Source organism: Pseudomonas sp. DTU12.1, assembly GCF_009873475.1.
Taxonomy (GTDB): Bacteria; Pseudomonadota; Gammaproteobacteria; order Pseudomonadales; family Pseudomonadaceae; genus Aquipseudomonas; species Aquipseudomonas proteolytica.
The window spans coordinates 3,897,236-3,913,963 of the sequence record NZ_CP045254.1 but is presented as its reverse complement, the minus strand read 5'-3'; the positions used below and the strand labels follow the sequence as shown (position 1 = coordinate 3,913,963).

Genomic DNA, 16,728 nt, shown 5'->3' with positions numbered 1-16,728 from the left:
CTATCTGCTGACGTTATTCGTGATAGATGTCTTCGTCACCGAAGTACTTCTTCTGAATCTGCGCGTAAGTGCCATCAGCCTGGATGGCCGCGATACCCTTGTTGATCAGCGCCCGCAACTCCTGGTCGTTCTTGCGCAGGCCCATGGCAATGTCCAGGGGCAAGGTCGGGTCCTTGAAGGCTGGGCCAGACTGGTAGTCGGCACCTTCAGGCTTGGACAGGAAGTTGAGCTGGGCTTCGAGCTTGTCGGTCAACGTCGCGTCGAGGCGGCCGTTTTGCAGGTCGGCGTAGTTCTGGTCCTGGGACTGATACGCCTTGACCTGCGCGCCGAGCTTGGCCAGGTGCGCACGGGCGTAGGCTTCCTGCAGCGAACCCTGGAGTACACCGACCTGCTTGCCTTTGAGCGATTCCGGGGTGTCACCGAAGCCGGCGCCCTTGCGGGTGATCACCGAGGTGGGGCTGAGGAACAGGCGGTCGCTGAAGTCGATCTGTTTTTGCCGGGCCGGGGTCACGGCCATGGAGGACATGATGGCGTCGAACTTGCGCGCACGCAGCGCCGGGATCATGCCGTCGAACTCGTTGTTGACCCAGGTGCATTTGACTTCGAGCTTGGCACAGATGGCGTTGCCCAACTCAATGTCGAAACCTTGCAGGCTGCCATCGGCGGCCACGGATTCAAAGGGTGGGTACTCGGGGAACACGCCGAAACGGATTTCTTTCCATTCCTGGGCCTGGACGGCGGTGGCGCACAAAGGCAGGAGCAGCGCGGCGATGAGTGATCGGAGCGGAGTCATGGTGTTTTCCCTATATTTTGTAATTGATGTCAGGGCAGTAGAAAGGGTGCGGCATGCATTCATTTGCTGACTCTTTGGTCGCGCTCAGAATGCTTCATGGTGGTGCGTTTTTTGTGTCGTTTACCTAGGCGTTGGCACGCGGAATACGCTGTTAAAACACCGGTTGCAGCAGAATCGGCTGCAACACCCTGCATATCGGCTTTTCAAACCCGGCTCCGGGGCCCGCCGCTCGCGCAAAGCAGCAGGCCAGAGCGGTTTCAGGCGCGCTTTTTGTGCTGTGCGGCCGGTTGTTGGGCCAGGCGGGCGAACAGATCCTTGGGGTCGGCCAGGTCCGGTACCAACTCCAACTCGCTGCCCACGTCCAGGGCCTTGGCCACATCCAGTACATAGCGCAGGGCCGAATAGTCTTCGAGGGCAAAACCCACGGAGTCGAACAGGGTGACCTGGCGCGGGTTTTCCCGGCCCGGCTTCTGACCGTTGATCACCTGCCACAGCTCGGTGACTGGCGAGTCCTCGGGCATATGCTGGATTTCGCCCTCGATACGGCTTTGTGGTTCGTACTCCACGATCACCCGGGCGCGCTCGACGATACGGCGGTCCAGTTCGGTCTTGCCAGGGCAGTCGCCGCCCACGGCGTTGAGGTGCATGCCGGGCTCGATCATCTCGTCGGTAAGGATCGTGGCGTAGGCCTTGTCGGCGGTTACGGTGGTGACGATATCGGCGCCTTTGACCGCTTCAGCAACGCTACCGGCCAGGGTCACCTTGATGGCCGGGAAGGCCTTGAGGTTGTTCGCCAGCTTGTGCATGGCCTGGGTATCGATATCGAACAGGCGGATTTCGTTGATGCCCAGCAGCGCATGGAAGGCCAGGGCCTGGAATTCACTTTGCGAACCGTTGCCGATCAGCGCCATGCTGCGGCTGTTGTCGCGGGCCAGGTAGTGGGCGACCAGGGCCGAAGTCGCGGCAGTGCGGATCGCGGTGGTCAGGGTCATCTCGCTGAGCAGCACCGGCTTGCCGGTGTCCACATCCCCCAGGGCGCCGAACGCCATGACGGTGAGCATGCCGCTCTGGGTGTTTTTCGGGTGGCCGTTGACGTATTTGAAGGCATACAGCGAAGCATCCGAGACCGGCATCAGCTCGATCACGCCCTCGGGCGAGTGGTTGGCCAGGCGTGCGCATTTCTCAAAGTCGTTCCAGCGCAGGTAGTCGGCGCGGATGTACTCGGCCATCTCGGTGATGCAGGTTTGCAGGCCTTTTTGCGATACCAGGTAGCTGAGGTCGTTGACGTCGATATAACGGGTCATGGAAAAACTCCTTATTGGAATGAGGCGCGGGCCGGCAGATGCACTTCGGCCAACATGCAGCGGGCACTGCCGCCGCCGATGCGTTCGATATTGTCGATATTCACCACCACCGGGTGGGTGTGGCGCTCCACATGCTGGCGCTGCGCCGGCTTGAGCGAGCGCCAGGCGCTGGCGGACATCACCAGCAGCGGCTGGCCGTCGCGGTCGTGGACCTCCAGCATGTTGCCGGCGAAGGCTTCCAACTGGTCGAAGTCCAGGGCCAGGATGTCTTTGCCGGTGTCGCGCAGGGAACGTTCCAGGCCCTGGCGTTCGTGGGCTTGGGGTAGCGCGTCCAGGCACACCACCGACAGGTCGCGGCCGACGCTCATCATCACGTTGCTGTGGTAGATCGGTGCGTGATGGCGGTCGACGGCGTGGAAGGCGCAGACCTGATAGTCCAGGCGCTCGGCGAACTGGCGCAGGGCATCGTGGTGGGTGCGCCCGGAGTGACAGGCGTAGCTGATGCGGTGCTGGCGGTCGAGGACCATGCTGCCGGTGCCTTCGAGGAACATGTTCTGTTGTTCCAGGTGGCTGAAGTCGATGGTGTGTTTGATCGCGAAGCGTTGCTCCAGCACTTGCAACACGCCTTTGTTGCGCTCCAGGCGGCGGTTCTGGCCTTCCATCGGGTACAGCACCAGGCTGCCGTCGGCATGGCTGCTCCACCAGTTATTGGGGAAGATCGAATCCGGGGTATGGGGCGCGGGCGTGTCCTGCACCACCAACACTTCCACGCCATGCTGGCGCAGGGTCTGGACGTATCCGTCGAACTCTTCCAGCGCTTTGTGCTGTGCGGCCACTGGATCTGCGGGCGCGCGCTGGAAACGGTTGTTGATCGCGGTGTCCGGGTTAAAGGCAAAGTGCGCCGGGCGGATCATCAGGACAGTATTGGTGGTTTGCATGGGGGCACGGGTCCATGGGGTTGGGCATGGAGGCTATTTTGTGCGCTCTGGCGGCAGAATCCCGGCTGAAACAGGGGAGTGGCCCAGCCGGGAAAGCTGAAAAGAGGGGTATGGTAGCCGAATCGGCTGTAGTGTCGAGCGCGGCTCAAAATGTGGGAGCGGGCTTGCTCGCGAATACGGTGGGTCAGTGGTGGATATGTTGACTGATACACCGCATTCGCGAGCAAGCCCGCTCCCACATTGTTATCGTGGGTGCCGTCATAACGCTGTCCGTCAGGAGGAGTCATGCCTACCGCCGTTCGCCTCGCACAAGCCTCGGATGCCGAAGGCATCAGCCAGGTCATCCTTGCCGCCCTGCACAGTAGTAACGCCGGCGACTACCCGGCGGACGTGATTGCCCGGGTGGCGAGCAACTTCACACCGCAGGCGGTGCTGCAATTGCTGACGCGGCGCACCGTGCTGGTTGCACTCCAGGATCAGCAAATCGTCGCGACCGCCGCCCTGGACGCCAATGTCGTGCGTTCGGTGTTCGTCAACCCGGCGCTGCAAGGGCAGGGCATCGGCCGCCAACTGATGGTCGATATCGAACAGCGGGCCCGTGAGGCTGGGGTTACGGTATTGAGCGTACCGTCGTCGCTGACCGCCGAGCCGTTCTATACCAAGCTGGGGTTCCACACCGTGCGCGACGTGTACCACGGCAACGAGCGCACCCTGGTGATGGAGAAGGCATTGTCGTCCCGCCACCCCATCGGGCCTTACCGCGACCGCTTGCATCGTGCCCAGGTCGCGACGTTATGGCAGGCGGCGTTCGGCTACGACACGGCCCATAACCGGCCGGAGTTGGCGATTGATAAAAAGCTGGCGGTCGACGATGGGCTGTTCTTTGTCGCTACCGATAAGACGGCCGTGATCGGTACCTTGATGGCAGGTTACGACGGGCATCGTGGCTGGTTGTATTCGGTGGCCGTGCATCCCGACTATCGCCGGCAAGGCCTGGGCGCGTCGTTGGTGCGGCATGGGGAGCAGGCATTGATTGCCTTGGGTTGCCTGAAGATCAACCTGCAGATCACCTCGGGCAATGAGGCGGTCGTGGGGTTCTATGAAGCGCTGGGGTATGGCGTGGAACCGAGGATCAGCATGGGCAAGAAGATTGCGCAGAACCTGCCCAAATCCTGAAACCACCCGTAAGCAAATGTGGGAGCGGGCTTGCTCGCGAAAGCGGTGGGTCAGTCAACGTCATCAGTGACTGACACACCGCTTTCGCGAGCAAGCCCGCTCCCACATTTTGTTCTGCGCTCGGCTTAGACCTTGACGATCCAGCCAGCCGGCGCTTCAACGTCGCCGGACTGCACACCGGTCAGCTCTTTGTAGAGCTTCTGGGTGACCGGGCCGACTTCTTTTTCGCTGTAGAACACGTGCAGTTTGTCTTTGTACTCGATCCCGCCGATAGGCGTGATCACGGCCGCCGTACCGCAGGCGCCGGCTTCCTTGAAGTCTGCCAGTTTGTCGATCAGCACGTCGCCTTCGACCACTTCCAGGCCCAGGCGGGTCTTGGCCAGTTCGATCAGCGACAGGCGGGTGATGCCTGGCAGTACCGACGGCGAGTTCGGGGTGACGAACTTGTTGTCGTGGGTGATCCCGAAGAAGTTGGCCGAGCCGACTTCTTCGATTTTCGAGTGGGTGGCCGGGTCCAGGTAGATGCAGTCGGCAAAGTTGGCTTTTTTCGCCAGGGAGCCGGGCATCAGGCTGGCCGCGTAGTTGCCACCGACCTTGGCGGCGCCGGTGCCGTTTGGCGCGGCGCGGTCGTAGCCGGAGATCAGGAAGTTGTGCGGGGTCAGGCCGCCCTTGAAGTAAGCGCCAACCGGGATGCAGAAGATCGAGAAGATGAACTCGGGCGCGGTGCGCACGCCGATGTTGTCACCGGTGCCGATCACGAACGGGCGCAGGTACAGCGCGCCGCCAGTGCCGTACGGCGGGATGAAACGCTCGTTGGCGCGGACCACTTCCTTACAGGCTTGGATAAAGGCTTCGGTCGGCACTTGCGGCATCAGCAGGCGCGCGCAGCTGCGTTGCATGCGGGCGGCGTTCTGGTCCGGGCGGAACAGGTTGATCGAGCCGTCCTTGCAGCGATAGGCCTTGAGGCCTTCAAAGCATTGCTGGCCGTAGTGCAGGGCAGTGGAGCCCTCGCTGATGTGCAGCACGTTGTCGTCGGTCAGGGTGCCTTCTTGCCAGACGCCGTCTTTCCAGGTCTGGAGGAAGCGCTTGTCGGTCTTGATGTAGTCAAAACCCAATTTGTCCCAATTGATGCTTTCGTTACTCATGACACCCTCTATCTCTTCGCAACCGCCTGGTCGAAGGCAGGCTTTCGGTTTATTTCTGGATGGGCGCAACAATACTTCATTCTTGGCTTGTGTGGGAGCGGGCTTGCTCGCGAATACGGTGGGTCAGTGGTGGATATGTTGACTGATACACCGCATTCGCGAGCAAGCCCGCTCCCACATTTGGATCGCATTGACTTTACAGGTGCAACGCATGCCCCAACGCCCGCAGGGCTGCTTCCTGCACCGCTTCACCCAGGGTCGGGTGGGCATGGATGGTGCCCGCCACATCTTCCAGGCGCGCGCCCATTTCCAGGCTCAGGCCAAAGGCCGTGGACAGCTCGGACACGCCAGCCCCCACTGCCTGCCAGCCGACAATCAGGTGATTGTCACGCCGCGCCACCACCCGCACGAAGCCAGTCTTGGACTCCAGGGTCATGGCCCGGCCATTGGCCGCGAACGGGAAGCTCGAGACGATGCAGTCCAGGCCCGCGGCCTTGGCTTCGTCCGGGGTCTTGCCGACCACCACCAGTTCCGGGTCGGTAAAACACACCGCCGGGATCGCCGCCGGGTTGAATTCCCGGGACTTGCCGCTGATCAGCTCGGCCACCATCTCGCCCTGGGCCATGGCCCGGTGCGCCAGCATTGGCTCGCCGCTCAGGTCGCCGATGGCCCACACGTTGCGCATGCTGGTCTGGCAGCGGTTGTCGATCTTGATCGCCGCACCGTTCATCGCCAGGTCCAGGGCTTCCAGGTTCCAGCCCTGGGTGTTGGGTTTGCGACCAACGGCGACCAGCACTTGGTCGGTGTCCAGGGCCAGGGTGCCGCCCTCCGGATCGCGCACTTGCAGGCTGCCACCTTCAAACCCGGTGACGCTGTGCTTGAGGTACAGCTTGACCCCCAGTTGCTTGAGGGATTCGGCCACCGGTTGCGTCAGTTCGGCGTCGTAGGCTGGCAGGATGCGGTCCTGGGCCTCGACCACGCTGACCTCAGCCCCGAGCTTGCGGTAGGCAATCCCCAGTTCCAGGCCGATATAACCGCCACCGACCACGATCAAGCGCTTTGGCACCCGGGTCGGCGCCAGGGCTTCGGTGGACGAGATGATCGGCCCGCCAATCGGCAGCATCGGCAGGTTGACGCTTTTCGAGCCAGTGGCCAGCAGCAGGTGCTCGCACTGGATGCGTTGGTCGCCCACGTCCACGGTCTTGCCGTCGACGATCTTGGCCCAGCCATGGATGACCTGGACTTTGTGTTTTTTCAGCAGCGCGGCAACCCCGGTGGTCAGGCGATCGACGATGCCGTCCTTCCACTCCACGCTCTTGCGGATATCCAGGGTCGGCACGTCCACGTCGATGCCCAGGGCCGAACCCTGGCTCAGGTGCACGGTTTGCTGGAACTGTTCGGCCACGTGAATCAGCGCCTTGGACGGAATGCAGCCGATGTTCAGGCAGGTGCCGCCCAGCGCCTGGCCTTCCACCAGGATGGTCGGGATGCCCAGTTGGCCGGCGCGGATTGCCGCCACGTAACCGCCTGGGCCGCCGCCGATAATCAGCAGCGTGGTATGCAGTGTCTGAGTCATGCCCTTACTCCAGGAACAGGCTGGCGGGTTGTTCGAGCAGGCCACGGATGGCCTGGATGAATTGCGCCGCGTCCATGCCATCGACCACCCGGTGATCGAAGGAGCTGGAGAGGTTCATCATCTTGCGGATCACGATCTGCCCCTTGATCACCATCGGCCGCTCAACGATGCGGTTGACCCCGACAATCGCCACTTCCGGCAGGTTCAGCACCGGAGTGCTGACAATCCCGCCCAACGCGCCGAGGCTGGTCAGGGTGATGGTCGAGCCCGACAGCTCGTCGCGGCTGGCCTTGCCAGTGCGGGCGGCGGTGGCCAGGCGGGTGATTTCCTCGGCGGTACCCCATAGGCTGCGCGCTTCGGCATGCCGCACCACCGGCACCATCAGGCCGACATCGCTCTGGGTGGCGACGCCCACATGCACCGCGCCGAGGCGGGTGATGACCTGGGCTTCGTCGTCATAACGCGCGTTGATCTGCGGGAAATCGCGCAGCGCCACGACCATCGCCCGCACCAGGAATGGCAACAACGTCAGCTTGCCGCGGCTGGCGCCGTGTTTTTCATTGAGGTGTACGCGCAAGTCGTCGAGGGCCGTCACGTCGATCTCTTCGACGTAGCTGAAATGCGCAGCGCGACGGGTCGCGTCCTGCATGCGCTGGGCGATCTTGCGGCGCATGCCGATCACCGGGATCTGCTCTTCGTCGTTGCGTTCGGCATACGGGTTGGCGCCCGTCGCGGCCCGCGTGGTGCCCTGTTGCAGATAGGCCTCGAGGTCGTCATGCAGAATGCGCCCGGCCGGGCCCGAGCCCTGAACCAGGCGTAACTGGATCCCGGCATCCAGCGCATGCTTGCGCACGGCGGGGGACGCCAGCGGACGCTCATCGGCGTCGCGGGCCACCGGGGCTTGCGCCGCAGCCACCAGCGGCTTGGCGGCCGGCTTGCTTTCAACCACCGGTGCCTTGATGTCGGCCTTGGGCGCCGGCGCGGCTTGCTCAACCACTGCCGACAGCGCCGACTCCTTGGTATTGCCGGCGCCTTCGACTTCAATGCTGATCAGGATACTGCCCACGGCCATGACCTCACCCGGCTCACCGCCCAGTGATATCACCTTGCCGTGGACTGGCGAGGGAATATCCACCATCGCCTTGTCGGTCATGACGTCCGCCAGCACCTGGTCTTCCACGACCATATCGCCGACCTTGACGTGCCATACCGACAGCTCAACTTCTGCGATGCCTTCGCCAATGTCCGGCATCTTGATAACGTGCGTGCCCATTCAGACCTCCATGACCCGTTGCAAAGCCGCGCCCACACGGGTCGGGCCAGGGAAATACGCCCACTCTTGCGCGTGCGGGTAGGGGGTGTCCCAACCGGTCACGCGTTCGATCGGCGCTTCCAGGTAGTGGAAGCAATGCTCTTGCACCAACGACACCAGTTCGGCGCCAAAACCGCAGGTACGCGTGGCTTCATGCACCACCACGCAACGGCCGGTCTTTTTCACCGACTTGACGATGGTTTCCAGGTCCAGCGGCCACAGGCTGCGCAGGTCGATGACTTCAGCGTCGATCCCGGTTTCTTCGGCGGCCACTTGCGACACATACACGGTGGTGCCGTAAGTCAGCACGGTGACGGCCGAACCTGGGCGCACGATGGCGGCCACATCCAGCGGTACGGTGTAGTAACCGTCCGGCACCTGCGCTTGCGGGTGCTTGGACCATGGCGTTACCGGGCGGTCGTGGTGGCCGTCGAACGGGCCGTTGTACAGGCGCTTGGGCTCGAGGAAGATCACCGGGTCATCGTTTTCGATGGAGGCGATCAGCAGGCCCTTGGCGTCATAAGGGTTGGACGGCATCACCGTGCGCAGGCCGCAGACCTGGGTGAACACCGCTTCGATACTCTGGCTGTGGGTCTGGCCGCCGTAGATGCCGCCGCCGCAGGGCATGCGCATGGTCAAGGGCGCGGTGAACTGGCCGGCCGAGCGGTAACGCAGGCGCGCCGCTTCGGAGATGATCTGGTCGGTGGCCGGGTACACGTAGTCGGCGAACTGGATTTCGGCCACCGGGCGCAGGCCATAGGCGCCCATGCCCACGGCCACGCCGACGATGCCGCTTTCGGAGATCGGTGCGTCAAACACCCGCGAGGTGCCGTACTTGGTCTGCAAGCCTTCGGTGCAACGGAACACGCCGCCGAAGTAACCGACGTCCTGGCCGAATACCACCACGTTATCGTCACGCTCAAGCATCACATCCATGGCCGAGCGCAGGGCCTGGATCATGGTCATGGTGGTAGTGGTCATGGCGGTTTCCAACTCGATTTTATTGTTGTGATCGTTCATGTCAGATCCCCAACTCTTGACGCTGGCGCTTCAAGTGCTCCGGCATCTCTTTGTAGACGTCTTCGAACATGCTCGCGGCGCTCGGGATCTGGCCACCGGCCAGGGTGCCGTACTGTTCGGCTTCTTTCTGCGCGCTGAGTATTTCGGCTTCGAGCTCGGCAGTGACCGTGGCGTGTTCCTCTTCGGACCACTGGCCAATCTTGATCAGGTGCTGCTTGAGGCGGGCGATCGGGTCGCCCAGCGGGAAGTGGCTCCAGTCGTCGGCAGGCCGGTATTTGGACGGGTCATCGGAGGTGGAGTGCGGGCCGGCGCGGTAAGTGACCCATTCGATCAGGGTCGGGCCGAGGTTGCGCCGCGCCCGTTCGGCGGCCCAGGCAGAGGCGGCGTACACGGCAATGAAGTCGTTGCCGTCCACCCGCAGGGAGGCGATCCCGCAACCCACGCCGCGTCCGGCAAAGGTCGTGGCTTCACCGCCGGCAATTGCCTGGAAGGTGGAAATTGCCCACTGGTTGTTGACCACGTTGAGAATCACCGGCGCGCGGTACACGTGGGCGAAGGTCAGGGCGGTGTGGAAGTCCGATTCGGCGGTGGCGCCATCGCCGATCCACGCCGAGGCGATCTTGGTATCGCCCTTGATCGCCGAGGCCATGCCCCAGCCCACGCCCTGTACGAACTGGGTGGCGAGGTTGCCGGAAATGGTGAAGAAGCCAAAGTCCTTGACCGAGTACATGATCGGCAACTGACGGCCCTTGAGCGGGTCGCGCTCGTTGGACAGCAGTTGGCAGATCAGGTCTACCAGCGGCACTTCGCGGGCCATCAGGATGCTTTGCTGGCGGTAGGTGGGGAAGCACATGTCATCAACGTTCAAGGCCAGGGCCTGGGCGCTGCCGATGGCTTCTTCGCCAAGGCTTTGCATGTAGAACGACATTTTTTTCTGGCGCTGGGCAACCACCATGCGGTTGTCGAAGATCCGTGTCTTGAGCATGGCACGCATGCCACGGCGCAGGATCTCTACCGGCACGCCTTCAGCCCACGGGCCCAGGGCCTGGCCCTGGTCGTCGAGCACGCGGATCAGGCCCTTGGCCAGGTCGGCGGTGTCGGCGGGTTCTACGTCTACGGCGGGTTTGCGCACCGTACCGGCGTCGGTCAGACGCAGGTAGGTAAAGTCGGTCTTGCAACCTGGACGGCCAGAAGGCTCGGGAACGTGCAGGCGCAGCGGTTCGTATTGCTGGGTCATGGCTTTCTACGCTCGATCTTGTGGATTTCTTATAGTGGGCGCGCTTAGCTGACAGTCAGTCCCCGGGTAGGGGAAATCTTGTCCTACAACAATCATAGGCCGGGCCGGGGAGAATATTTATCTCTGTTTAGTTGCGCATAAGATCATTTGAGGATAAAAAATCTGCATAAACATAATAAACAGGTGGTTTTGTCTCATGCGCAAGCTGGACCGTATCGATATCGGGATTCTCAACAGCCTCCAGGAGAACGCCCGCATCACCAACGCCGACCTCGCACGCTCGGTCAACCTGTCGCCCACGCCGTGTTTCAACCGGGTCAAGGCGATGGAGGAACTGGGTCTGATCCGTGACCAGGTCACGCTGCTGGATGCCGATTTGCTGGGGCTGCACGTCAACGTGTTTATCCACGTCAGCCTGGAAAAACAGAACGAACTGGCGTTGCAACAATTCGAGGGGGCGATTTCCGACCGGCCGGAGGTGATGGAGTGCTACCTGATGGCCGGCGACCCGGACTACCTGATCCGGGTGCTGGTGCCGACCATCCAGTCACTGGAGCGCTTTATGATGGATTTCCTGACCAAGGTGCCGGGGGTGGCGAACATCCGCTCCAGCTTTGCGCTCAAGCAGGTGCGTTACAAGACGGCGCTGCCGCTGCCGGCCAATGGCATCAACCTGGGTTGATGATTGGAATGCGTTTGGAAATGTAGGCGCTGGCTTGCCTGCGATAGCCATAGGTATCTACACAATTTTGTCGCATCGCATAAAGCCAAGCGGATAGGGCTGTTGTGGCGAGCGGGCTTGCCCCGCGCTGGGGTGCGAAGCAGCCCTAAACCCGGCCATCGCGGTTTATCTGAAGAAACGTGGAGGGCTTTTTGGGCTGCTTCGCACCCCAGCGCGGGCGATGCGGCGTTCCGACAAGCCCGCTCGCCACAGGGAAGTTCGTCAGTTTCTGAAAGTTGTGTAGATACCTATGCTGCGATAGCGGTAGATCAGGCAAAGCTGTGTTAACTGGCCCACCGCTATCGCAGGCAAGCCAGCTCCTACAGGGGGCGGTATTTCAAAGCTGGTTGAGGGGGATCTTCAGGTAGGTCACGCCATTGTCTTCCGCCGGCGGCATATTGCCCGCCCGCACGTTGACCTGGATCGCCGGCAGCAACAGCGTCGGCATCCCAAGCCCGGCGTCGCGCTGGGTGCGCATCTGCACAAACGCCGCCTCGTCCACCCCGTCATGCACATGAATATTGCCCGCGCGCTGTTCGGCCACGGTGGTCAGGCATTTGGCCGCGCGGCCTTCAGGCGGATAGTCGTGGCACACATACAGGCGCGTCTCGCCGGGAAAGGCCAGCAACGTGCGCATCGAGGCATATAACTGGCGTGCATCGCCGCCGGGGAAGTCGCAGCGGGCGGTGCCGACGTCGGGCATGAACAGGGTGTCGCCCACCAGGATCATCTGGTCGTCGATCAGGTAGGCCATGTCCGCCGGGGTGTGCCCAGGCACGTGCAGGGCCTGGGCCTCGAGGTTGCCGATGTGGAAGATCTCGTCGGGAGCAAACAGATGGTCGAACTGCGACCCGTCGGCCCGGAACTCCGGCTCCAGGTTGAACAGATTCTTGAACACATCCTGGACTTTGCTGATGGACTGGCCAATTGCAATCTTGCCGCCCAATTGCCGGCGCAGGTAGGGCGCGGCGGACAGGTGATCGGCGTGGGCGTGGGTTTCCAGCAGCCATTGCACCTGCAGGCCTCGTTCACGGACGAAGGCAATCACTTTGTCGGCCTGGGCCGTGTCGGTACGCCCCGAGGCCGGGTCGTAGTTGAGCACTGAATCGACGATGGCGCAGGGGCTGGCGTCCGTTTCATAGACGACGTAGGTGTAGGTCGACGACGCCTCGTCCAGAAAGGATTGAATCAACGCGGGCATGACGGTTGTCCTGGGTAGCTGATAGCAGCTTACATTCAAGGTGATTTCCACATAGGCTTGCGAGCTTAAGTGAAACAAACGATCCGAGGCAAAGGATCGATTGTGAGTGGGACGTGACGCCATGCGGCAGCGACCCTTGTGTGCATTGTCGAAGAACAAAGGCCAAGACTATGAACGACCAACACTGGGGACCGACCATCAGTGGCGATATCGTGGTCATCGGCGGCGGCTCGGCGGGCATCGGCCTGCTGGCCAGCCTGCTCAAGCGCGACCCGCAGTTGAACCTCATCCTGATCGAACCCAGCGCCGACCATTACTACCAACCGGCCTGGACCCTGGTGGGCGGCGGCGCCCATGACATTCGCAAAACCATGCGCCCCATGGCCCGGGTGTTGCCCGATGGTGTGACCTGGGTGCAGGCGGCGGTCAGCCAGTTGCTGCCCGACGAACAGGCCCTGGTGCTCGACAGTGGCCAGCGTGTGACCTGGAACAACTTGATCGTCTGCCCCGGCCTGCGCCTGGCCTGGGAGAAAATCGAAGGCCTGGAACAGACCCTGGGCCACAACGGCGTCACCTCCAACTACAGCTACCAGCACGCGCCCTACACCTGGCGACTGGTGCAGCAGCTCAAGGGCGGCAAGGCGATCTTCACCCAGCCGGCCATGCCGATCAAATGCGCCGGTGCGCCGCAGAAGGCCATGTACCTGTCTTGCGACCACTGGCTCAAACAAGGTGACCTGAACACTATTGATGTTGAATTCAACCTGGCCGGTGCCGCGTTGTTCGGCGTGGCGACCTTTGTCCCGCCGTTGATGAACTACGTCGAGAAATATGGCGCACGGTTGGCCTTCAATTCCAACTTGATCAAGGTTGATGGCCCGGCGCGCAAGGCCTGGTTCGAGGTCAAGGATGCCGAGGGCAATCTCAGCATCGAAGAAAAGTCCTTCGACATGCTGCACGTCGTGCCGCCACAGGTGGCGCCGGACTTTATCCGCCACAGCCCACTGGCCGACGCCGCCGGCTGGTGCGAAGTCGACCCCCACAGCCTGCAACAGGTGCGTTACCCGCACATCTTCGCCCTGGGCGATGTGTGCTCCACCAGCAATGCCAAGACGGCCGCCGCCGTACGCAAGCAAATCGTGGTGGTGGCCGAGAACCTGCTGGCCTTGCGCAAACAGGCGCCGTTGCCGCTCAAGTACGACGGTTACGGCTCCTGCCCGCTGACGGTGGAGAAGGGCAAGGTGGTGCTGGCCGAGTTTGGTTATGGCGGCCGCCTGTTGCCGACCTTTGCCCTCGACCCTACCGTGGCGCGGCGTTCGGCGTGGTTCTTGAAGGCCACAGTGCTGCCGTGGTTCTACTGGAACGGCATGCTCAAGGGTCGCGAATGGCTGACCCGCCTGGCCAAGGTGGAGTGAGAGAACCCTATGCTGCTGGCAAGTTTTTTTGGCGTGATGATGGGTTTGGTGATGGGGCTGACCGGCGCCGGGGGCGGGATTCTCGGGGTGCCGGCGTTGGTGCTGGGGCTGGGCTTGACCATGACCGAAGCGGCGCCGGTGTCGTTGTTTGCAGTCGGTGCGGCAGCGGCAGTCGGTGCGCTTGATGGCCTGCGCCATGGCCTGGTGCGTTACCGCGCGGCGCTGTTGATCGCATTGCTGGGCGCGCTGTTCTCGCCGCTGGGGGTGTTCTTCGCCCATCAGCTGCCGGACAAGATCCTGATGGGCCTGTTCAGCGCGCTGATGGTGCTGGTGGCCTGGCGCATGCTGCGGCGCGAGAAGGACGAGGCCGGCCCCAGCGACCATGGCGCAGCCTCCTGGGGGCAAAAGAACTGCATGCTTGATCAACAGACCGGGCGCTTTTCCTGGACCGCCAAATGCACCGCGACCCTGGCAGCATTGGGTGCGGTGACGGGGGCGGTATCGGGCCTGCTCGGCGTGGGTGGCGGCTTTCTGATTGTGCCGGCGTTCAAGCAACTGACCGATGTGCAGATGCGCGGGATCGTTGCTACGTCGTTGATGGTGATCAGCCTGATCTCGCTGATCGGCGTGGTCGGCGCGTTCCATGCCGGGGTAGTGATCGACACCATGGGCTGGGTGTTTATTGCTGCCAGCATCGTCGGCATGCTCGCTGGCCGGCGCCTGGGTTCGCGGGTCCCGGCGCGGGCCTTGCAGATCGGCTTTGCCAGCCTGTGTGTGGTGGTAGCCGGCGGGATGCTGTTCAACGCCCTCTAACCTGCACACCGCCCAACCTGTAGGAGCGAGCTTGCTCGCGAAAAACCCAAGGACGCCCCGTTCTTTCAAGCCCTCGCGTGCATGAGTATCTACACAACTCTTTGATGGTTTTTGGGGTTGTGTACATATCCGTTGCTGCGGTCACGGCCACTTAGGGTTCCGCCCTGACGGCGGGTCACTTTCGAAGAGCGCGAAAGTAACCAAAGCGCTCTTGCCCCACCACTCGGTGCCTCGCCTAGGCTCGGCATGCCCGCAGTCAGGCATTGCTCCGTGGGCCCGCCGCGATCGGCCATCCATGGCCGTGTCGCGGCTACCCCGGCATCCTGCCGGGGTGCCCACTGCGCAATACCTGCCTGCGGCCATCGTGGTTTGACGGGGCGCCTGAGATCAAAAGCCAGATCAAAAGCAGAGCAACAGCACCGCCAGAGCGCGCAGCTGCATTCCCCTGTGGGAGCTGGCTTGCCTGCGATTACGCCAGCAAGAACACCTCGGGGTCTCAGATACCCAACGTCATCGTTAACGACCTTCGCCAGCAAGCTCGCTCCTACCGGTGTAAGCCTTAAGTGGCGGGCCCTCGCTGCCGTCCAAAGCACCGCGCATCCCCCTCCAAGGCAGCGTTTAACCGCGCAGCCGGCCTTTCGATAATCGCCTCCGACACCCAGACCCCCCGTCGCGGAGCGCGCCATGCATAACAATAAGAACTTCCCCCGTCGTCTGTTGCCAGCCTTTATCGCCAGCCTCGGCTTGAGCTCGCTGGCCCAGGCCGAGATCGTGCTGTACGACAAGGACCAGACCACATTCTCCACCGATGGCTATATCAACGCCTTCTACGTCAACAGCGATGTGGATCGGGCCGGTGAGCAATACGACCGGCGCCAGTCGCGGGTGAAGATGGGCTTTTTGCCCAACTACCTGGGCTTCAACATGGGCAAGCAGGTCGATGACCTCAAGCTCGGCGCCCGTGCTTCGTTCTGGGTGACCATCAACGACAGCGAAACCAACGGCACCGACACCGCCATCGACGTCCGTCAGTTCTACGGCACCGTGGCCAACCCCGAGTGGGGCGAAGTGCTGATCGGCAAGGACTTCGGCCTGTTCGCCCGCTCCAACATCCTGCTCGATGAACTCCTCGCCGGTTACGGCCAGGTCAGCGACAGCCTGGGCTTGGTGGACGGCGGTGGTGTGTCGTTTGGCAATATCGGCAGCGGCTACCCGTACCCGTTCCCCACCTCGCAAATCACCTACCGCACCCCGGTGATGGAAGGCCTGCGGGTGGCCGTGGGCATCATGGACCCGGTCGACACCAACGACAGCAGCGCCCTGGGCAAGGCCTACCAGAAGAACCCGCGCACCGAGAGCGAGATCACCTACCAGTTCGACGTGGGCGGGGCGAAGATCTACAGCTGGCTCAATGGCAGCTACCAGACGTCGGACAACACCGACTCCACCGTCGAATCGGTGACCTCCAAAGGCCTGGGCTACGGCGTGCAGGCGAAGATGGGCGGCTTGTCGCTCACCGGTTCCGGCTTCCAGGCCAAGGGCATCAACCCGTTCTTCACCAACAACGCGGGTGAGGCCACGCTGCGTAATGTCGACAGCAACGGCTACCTGTTGCAGGGCTCCTACAAACTGGGCAAGAACCGTCTGGCGCTGTCCTACGGCAAGACCAAGGACGACGGCAACGGCGTGGTCGGCAGCGGCGCGGATTATGAAACCCGTGGCATTGCCCTGTTCCATGACATCAACGACAACCTGAAGCTGGTGGCCGAGTACAACCAGTTCGAGATCAGCGGCCACGACACCAGTGCGCAGAACGAAGACACCGATACCTTTGCCGTAGGCGCGGTGCTCACCTGGTAAACCCAGCAAAAGATAGGCGCTGGTTTGTGTGGGAGCTGGCTTGCCTGCGATGTAGGCGCCTCGGTGGATCAGTTACACCGCGGTGATGCGATCGCAGGCAAGCCAGCTCCCACAAAAGCCATCTCCCAAACAAGCCAGCCCGGAGACTCTCATCCCATCGAAGCCCCGACCCAGTACCCAAGTAGCATAGGTCGCCATCCCGCGCGTTCGTACACTT

At 62.4% G+C, this 16,728-nt stretch carries 14 protein-coding genes; 5 read left to right on the top strand and 9 right to left on the bottom strand.

What is annotated here, in order from left to right:
• Positions 1-13: 13 nt before the first annotated feature.
• The 3 genes from GDV60_RS17065 to ctlX all read right to left on the bottom strand — a co-directional run bounded on the left by GDV60_RS17065 (position 14) and on the right by ctlX (position 3,035).
• Positions 14-793 carry an ABC transporter substrate-binding protein gene (locus GDV60_RS17065; RefSeq protein WP_029296539.1) on the bottom strand — a complete coding sequence of 260 codons (780 nt, stop codon included), beginning with the start codon at positions 791-793 and terminating at the stop codon, positions 14-16.
• 257 nt (positions 794-1,050) lie between these two features.
• Positions 1,051-2,097, bottom strand: coding sequence for an ornithine cyclodeaminase (locus tag GDV60_RS17060; RefSeq protein WP_159908184.1), 1,047 nt, complete (start codon positions 2,095-2,097; stop codon positions 1,051-1,053).
• Positions 2,098-2,108: 11 nt separating this feature from the next.
• Positions 2,109-3,035, bottom strand: coding sequence for a citrulline utilization hydrolase CtlX (ctlX, locus tag GDV60_RS17055; protein ID WP_159908182.1), 927 nt, complete (start codon positions 3,033-3,035; stop codon positions 2,109-2,111).
• Positions 3,036-3,320: 285 nt separating this feature from the next.
• On the opposite strand from ctlX, the gene GDV60_RS17050 reads away from it, so the two are divergent.
• Positions 3,321-4,211, top strand: coding sequence for a GNAT family acetyltransferase (locus GDV60_RS17050; protein ID WP_159908180.1), 891 nt, complete (start codon positions 3,321-3,323; stop codon positions 4,209-4,211).
• A gap of 125 nt (positions 4,212-4,336) precedes the next feature.
• Here the strand turns inward: GDV60_RS17050 and GDV60_RS17045 are convergent, their stop codons facing one another.
• The 5 genes from GDV60_RS17045 to GDV60_RS17025 all read right to left on the bottom strand — a co-directional run bounded on the left by GDV60_RS17045 (position 4,337) and on the right by GDV60_RS17025 (position 10,501).
• Positions 4,337-5,356, bottom strand: a complete 1,020-nt coding sequence (locus GDV60_RS17045) for a branched-chain amino acid aminotransferase (protein ID WP_159908178.1) — start codon at positions 5,354-5,356, stop codon at positions 4,337-4,339.
• A 196-nt stretch (positions 5,357-5,552) separates the two neighbouring features.
• The gene (lpdA, locus tag GDV60_RS17040) at positions 5,553-6,932 is read right to left on the bottom strand and encodes a dihydrolipoyl dehydrogenase (RefSeq protein ID WP_029296533.1); all 1,380 of its coding nucleotides are present in this window, start codon (positions 6,930-6,932) and stop codon (positions 5,553-5,555) included.
• Between the two features lie 4 nt (positions 6,933-6,936).
• Entirely contained in the window at positions 6,937-8,205 is a 1,269-nt protein-coding gene (locus GDV60_RS17035; RefSeq protein ID WP_092238976.1) for a dihydrolipoamide acetyltransferase family protein, read from the bottom strand.
• The gene (locus GDV60_RS17030; protein ID WP_029296529.1) at positions 8,206-9,264 is read right to left on the bottom strand and encodes an alpha-ketoacid dehydrogenase subunit beta; all 1,059 of its coding nucleotides are present in this window, start codon (positions 9,262-9,264) and stop codon (positions 8,206-8,208) included.
• Between the two features lies 1 nt (position 9,265).
• Positions 9,266-10,501 (bottom strand): 3-methyl-2-oxobutanoate dehydrogenase (2-methylpropanoyl-transferring) subunit alpha, encoded by a 1,236-nt coding sequence (locus GDV60_RS17025; protein ID WP_029296528.1) that lies wholly within the window; start codon positions 10,499-10,501, stop codon positions 9,266-9,268.
• A gap of 196 nt (positions 10,502-10,697) precedes the next feature.
• Here GDV60_RS17025 and bkdR point away from each other — a divergent pair, with 196 nt between their 5' ends.
• Positions 10,698-11,183, top strand: a complete 486-nt coding sequence (gene bkdR / locus GDV60_RS17020; protein WP_032860173.1) for a Bkd operon transcriptional regulator BkdR — start codon at positions 10,698-10,700, stop codon at positions 11,181-11,183.
• Between the two features lie 376 nt (positions 11,184-11,559).
• Here the strand turns inward: bkdR and GDV60_RS17015 are convergent, their stop codons facing one another.
• On the bottom strand, positions 11,560-12,423 hold the full coding sequence (locus GDV60_RS17015; protein WP_159908175.1) for an MBL fold metallo-hydrolase: 864 nt from the start codon (positions 12,421-12,423) through the stop codon (positions 11,560-11,562).
• A gap of 170 nt (positions 12,424-12,593) precedes the next feature.
• Between GDV60_RS17015 and GDV60_RS17010 the strand changes: the two genes are divergently transcribed.
• The 3 genes from GDV60_RS17010 to GDV60_RS17000 all read left to right on the top strand — a co-directional run bounded on the left by GDV60_RS17010 (position 12,594) and on the right by GDV60_RS17000 (position 16,511).
• Positions 12,594-13,838: an FAD/NAD(P)-binding oxidoreductase gene (locus GDV60_RS17010; RefSeq protein ID WP_159908174.1), complete on the top strand. Its 1,245-nt coding sequence runs from the start codon at positions 12,594-12,596 to the stop codon at positions 13,836-13,838.
• A 9-nt stretch (positions 13,839-13,847) separates the two neighbouring features.
• Positions 13,848-14,651, top strand: a complete 804-nt coding sequence (locus GDV60_RS17005) for a sulfite exporter TauE/SafE family protein (protein ID WP_159908173.1) — start codon at positions 13,848-13,850, stop codon at positions 14,649-14,651.
• A 684-nt stretch (positions 14,652-15,335) separates the two neighbouring features.
• Positions 15,336-16,511, top strand: a complete 1,176-nt coding sequence (locus GDV60_RS17000) for a porin (RefSeq protein ID WP_029296517.1) — start codon at positions 15,336-15,338, stop codon at positions 16,509-16,511.
• The last annotated feature ends 217 nt before the right edge of the window (positions 16,512-16,728 follow it).

What these genes read in the sequence shown, in the direction of transcription:
- GDV60_RS17065 (WP_029296539.1), bottom strand. Translation starts at nt 793, where the DNA reads ATGACTCCGCTCCGATCACTCATCGCCGCGCTGCTCCTGCCTTTGTGC.
- GDV60_RS17060 (WP_159908184.1), bottom strand. Translation starts at nt 2,097, where the DNA reads ATGACCCGTTATATCGACGTCAACGACCTCAGCTACCTGGTATCGCAA.
- ctlX (WP_159908182.1), bottom strand. Translation starts at nt 3,035, where the DNA reads ATGCAAACCACCAATACTGTCCTGATGATCCGCCCGGCGCACTTTGCC.
- GDV60_RS17050 (WP_159908180.1), top strand. Translation starts at nt 3,321, where the DNA reads ATGCCTACCGCCGTTCGCCTCGCACAAGCCTCGGATGCCGAAGGCATC.
- GDV60_RS17045 (WP_159908178.1), bottom strand. Translation starts at nt 5,356, where the DNA reads ATGAGTAACGAAAGCATCAATTGGGACAAATTGGGTTTTGACTACATC.
- lpdA (WP_029296533.1), bottom strand. Translation starts at nt 6,932, where the DNA reads ATGACTCAGACACTGCATACCACGCTGCTGATTATCGGCGGCGGCCCA.
- GDV60_RS17035 (WP_092238976.1), bottom strand. Translation starts at nt 8,205, where the DNA reads ATGGGCACGCACGTTATCAAGATGCCGGACATTGGCGAAGGCATCGCA.
- GDV60_RS17030 (WP_029296529.1), bottom strand. Translation starts at nt 9,264, where the DNA reads ATGAACGATCACAACAATAAAATCGAGTTGGAAACCGCCATGACCACT.
- GDV60_RS17025 (WP_029296528.1), bottom strand. Translation starts at nt 10,501, where the DNA reads ATGACCCAGCAATACGAACCGCTGCGCCTGCACGTTCCCGAGCCTTCT.
- bkdR (WP_032860173.1), top strand. Translation starts at nt 10,698, where the DNA reads ATGCGCAAGCTGGACCGTATCGATATCGGGATTCTCAACAGCCTCCAG.
- GDV60_RS17015 (WP_159908175.1), bottom strand. Translation starts at nt 12,423, where the DNA reads ATGCCCGCGTTGATTCAATCCTTTCTGGACGAGGCGTCGTCGACCTAC.
- GDV60_RS17010 (WP_159908174.1), top strand. Translation starts at nt 12,594, where the DNA reads ATGAACGACCAACACTGGGGACCGACCATCAGTGGCGATATCGTGGTC.
- GDV60_RS17005 (WP_159908173.1), top strand. Translation starts at nt 13,848, where the DNA reads ATGCTGCTGGCAAGTTTTTTTGGCGTGATGATGGGTTTGGTGATGGGG.
- GDV60_RS17000 (WP_029296517.1), top strand. Translation starts at nt 15,336, where the DNA reads ATGCATAACAATAAGAACTTCCCCCGTCGTCTGTTGCCAGCCTTTATC.